This is a genomic window from Thauera phenylacetica B4P, from assembly GCF_000310225.1.
In the GTDB taxonomy this organism is placed as follows: Bacteria; Pseudomonadota; Gammaproteobacteria; order Burkholderiales; family Rhodocyclaceae; genus Thauera; species Thauera phenylacetica.
The window spans coordinates 1-3,319 of the sequence record NZ_AMXF01000329.1 but is presented as its reverse complement, the minus strand read 5'-3'; the positions used below and the strand labels follow the sequence as shown (position 1 = coordinate 3,319).

3 protein-coding genes and 1 pseudogene are annotated in these 3,319 nt (G+C 71.9%); 2 read left to right on the top strand and 2 right to left on the bottom strand.

Annotation, left to right across the window (positions count from 1 at the left end; all coding sequences use genetic code 11):
• A partial coding sequence (locus C667_RS21390; RefSeq protein ID WP_306415796.1) for a lysylphosphatidylglycerol synthase transmembrane domain-containing protein occupies positions 1-1,034 on the top strand: 1,034 nt, incomplete at its 5' end.
• Here C667_RS21390 and C667_RS21385 read toward each other — a convergent pair.
• Positions 1,009-1,944, bottom strand: coding sequence for an AraC family transcriptional regulator (locus C667_RS21385; protein ID WP_004383582.1), 936 nt, complete (start codon positions 1,942-1,944; stop codon positions 1,009-1,011). The genes C667_RS21390 and C667_RS21385 overlap by 26 nt on opposite strands.
• 193 nt (positions 1,945-2,137) lie before the next feature.
• Positions 2,138-3,007: a RibD family protein gene (locus C667_RS21380; protein ID WP_083881376.1), complete on the bottom strand. Its 870-nt coding sequence runs from the start codon at positions 3,005-3,007 to the stop codon at positions 2,138-2,140.
• A 98-nt stretch (positions 3,008-3,105) separates the two neighbouring features.
• Here C667_RS21380 and C667_RS21375 point away from each other — a divergent pair.
• A pseudogene (locus C667_RS21375) lies at positions 3,106-3,319 on the top strand (GTP cyclohydrolase); the annotation flags it as partial.

Sequence of the window (3,319 nt, the reverse complement as noted above, 5' to 3'; positions counted from 1 at the left end):
CGCCCGCCGACCCCCGCGCTGCGCCCCGCCCGCCCCGCCTCTCGCGGGCAATGAGCACCGAACCCCGGCGCACGCGACGCCTGCTGCCCATGCTGCGCGCGCTCGCCAGCCTGGTCCTGCTCGCCGCGGTGGCGTGGTGGATCGACCCGCGCACCCTCGCCGCCGCCTTCGGCGCGCCCGCGCCCGCATGGCTGGTGCTCGCGCTCGGGATCGGCGTGCTGCAGACGGCCTTGTCGGCCTGGCGCTGGCGGCTCACCGCCAGCCGCCTCGGTGCACCGCTCGGCTTCGGCCACGCGCTGCGCGAGTACTACCTCGCGAGCTTTCTCAACCAGATCCTGCCCGGTGGCGTGATGGGCGACGCCGCGCGCGCCTGGCGCCACGCCCGTCTGCCGGGCACGGCCAGCACCGCGGCCTGGCAGGCGGTGGTCATCGAGCGCGGCGCTGGCCAGCTCGCGCTGCTGCTGGTGGTGATCGCCAGCGCTCTGGCCTCCCCCGCGCTGCAGGCCGTGCCCGCGCGCCTGGGCGAAGCCGCCGATGTGCGGGGACTGCCGTGGGTGGGGGCGCTCGCCGCGCTCGCCATCGTGGGGACGGTGCTCGCACGCCGCGCCCGTGGCGTCCTGCGCAGCCTGGCCCGCGCCACCCGGCAGGCGCTGCTGGCGCGCGCGGTGCTGCTGCGCCAGCTGCTCGCCTCGCTGCTGATCGTGGCCAGCTACATCGCGGTGTGGCTGTGCTGCATGCGCATGATCGGGCTCGCCACGCCACCGGCGCAGGCCGCGCCGCTGGTGCCCTGGGTGCTGCTGGCGATGGCGATTCCGTTGTCGGTGGCGGGCTGGGGCGTGCGCGAGGCTGCGGCCGCGCTGGTGTGGCAGGCCGCGGGGCTGGAGGCCGCCGAAGGCGTGGCGGCCTCGGTGAGCTACGGCGTGGTCGTGTTGCTGTCGACGCTGCCGGGCGCGCTCGCGCTGCGCCCCCGCGCGTCCGGCGCGCATTCCGCCGCCGACGCCGCGGCGACTACTTCCCGGGCGGACGCGCCTTGAGGCTCTCCGAGGGCAGGATGCCGAAGCTCGACTTGTAGAGCTCGGCAAAGCGGCCGAGGTGGGTGAAGCCGTAGTCGAGCGCCACCGCGGTCACGCTCGCCACCCGCACGGCCGGATCCATCAGGGTCGCGTACACATGCTCGAGCTTCTTGCGGCGGATGTAGCTGCGCGGCGAGGTGCGCGCCTGGTCCTTGAACACCTGGTAGAGCGAGCGCTGGCTCAGCCCGGCAAACTGGGCGAGCTGCTCGACGCTGATGTCCTGCTTGATGCGCGCCTCGATGTGACGCTCGAGGCGCTCGAACAGCCGCGCCTGCCCGCAGGTCTGCGAGGTCGGCTGGTTATGCTGCAGGGTGAACAGCAGCTTGTTCGCCACCGCATGGGCGTAATGCAAGAAGAGCGGCGCGCGCACCGCCGCGCTGGTGCTCTCGCTCGACACCAGGCCCAGCAGCGTGACCAGGTGGTCGAGCTCGTCGCGCGAGCAAGGGCTGCGATTGAAGCGCACGCACTCTCCCGCCTGCAGCCAGCCGCACTCCGAACACGCCTCGCGCAGGATCGACTCGGGCACGAGCACGCTCCACAGCTCGCTGTCGGCGGAATAGTGCAGCTCGGGCGCCGCGCCGGTACTGAGGAGGATCTGTCCGGGCTCGAGCTCGATCGAAGCCTCGCTGGTGCGCAGGAAGGCGCGTCCGCGAACCAGCACCTGCGCCTCGTATTGCTCGCCAGGGCTCGGCAGTGCCTCCTCGGGCGCGAGCACGGCGGCGAGCCGGCACAGGTCGAGGCGGTGGATGCTCGCCGGGCGGGATCCACCCTCCCGCTGCGAGGGCAGATCCCGCGCAGCCGCGCCCGCGGCTGCGCCGATCTGCACCGAGGCCTGTTTTTGCTGCGGACTGGACGGCAGTTCGATCGACATCGTCACTCCGGTGAATCAGCGAGCCGGCTGAAGCGTGCAGCCGTCGCCCACTCGCAATGGGGCTGCGGCCGTCCCGCTGCGCCTCCGATCGACTCAGCGTCGCACGGAAACGGTTACGAGGACATGTTTCAGTATAGCACCAACTTGTCGATGTTGAAGTGTTTTATCGTTTGTTTTATCTTTTCTCGAGATTTTAATCTTGCTGCGCCAGCCCTGCATCCCGACCGAGATCGAGATCGAACACGGTGTCTTCACCGCAACGGAACAGCCTGCACGCGGGACGCAGCGCCTCGTCCAGGGTGTCGATCGGCGGCAGCGCCAGCCCGGGCCGCCCCGACCCGATCAGCAGCGGGGCGACCAGCAGGTGAAGCCGATCGATCGCCCCGGCGTGCACGAAGCGCGACACGGTCAGGCCGCCGCCCTCGACCAGGACCCGCCTGCAGCCCGCCCTTGCCAGCCATTCCAGCACCGCGGCCGGGTCGAAACCCGCATCCGTGCACGCCAGCCCGATCCGCGCGGGGCGCTCCGGGAGTACGGCACGGGCCGGCGCCAGGTCCACGCCCACCAGATGCACGGTCGGCGCGGTGCCGTCATGGAACAGCCTCGCGTCCGCACGCGCGCGGGCGCGGGGATCGAGCACCACCCGCACCGGGTTGCGCCCGGCGACGTGACGCACCGTGAGCTGCGGATCGTCGGCATTCACCGTACCGACCCCCACCACCACCGCATCCACCAGCGCCCGCAGCCGGTGCAGGTGGGTCCGCGCCTCGAGGCAGTTGATATAGTGCGAGGCCCCGCTCGCGGTGGCGATGCGTCCATCCAGGCTCTGCCCCAGCTGGGCGATCGCGAGGCGGCCGGGCGTGGCCACCCAGGGCAGGAAGAGATCGAGCAGTTCCGCGGTGTCCGCGCGCAGGGCCCGCGCGCAGCGCCAGCTTCCGCCCCGCGCGATGTGGACGTCCACGCCCCCGACCGTGAAACTTATCGCGTCGCCGCGGGCCCAATCCGCATCACGGGCTTGCAGGATGCAGGCCCAGCCCCAATCTGGTACAAGTTCGTCCGCCATTCATCCTTCCTTGAAAAATCGTCCTCACTCGCGTCTGCCGGCCGGCAATGCGCCTGGTGCAGGGCCGAGCCCCGACACCCCCAAACGGAGAAAAACAAATGCGCCAAGCCGAGCGTGCCCTCTTCGACCTGCGCCGCGGACTTTCGATCCTCATGCGCGACCACGAGCGCGCCTTCGTCGTGTGCGCGGTCGAGGGCCTCGTCGATGCCGCGCCGGGCGCGATGCAGGCGCTGGCCGGCTCGCCCGCGAGCCTGGTGCTGAGCGACCACCGCCTCGCCGCGATCGGCCGCCCCGGCGCCGCGGAGGCGGCCA

What these genes read in the sequence shown, in the direction of transcription:
- C667_RS21385 (WP_004383582.1), bottom strand. Translation starts at nt 1,944, where the DNA reads ATGTCGATCGAACTGCCGTCCAGTCCGCAGCAAAAACAGGCCTCGGTG.
- C667_RS21380 (WP_083881376.1), bottom strand. Translation starts at nt 3,007, where the DNA reads ATGGCGGACGAACTTGTACCAGATTGGGGCTGGGCCTGCATCCTGCAA.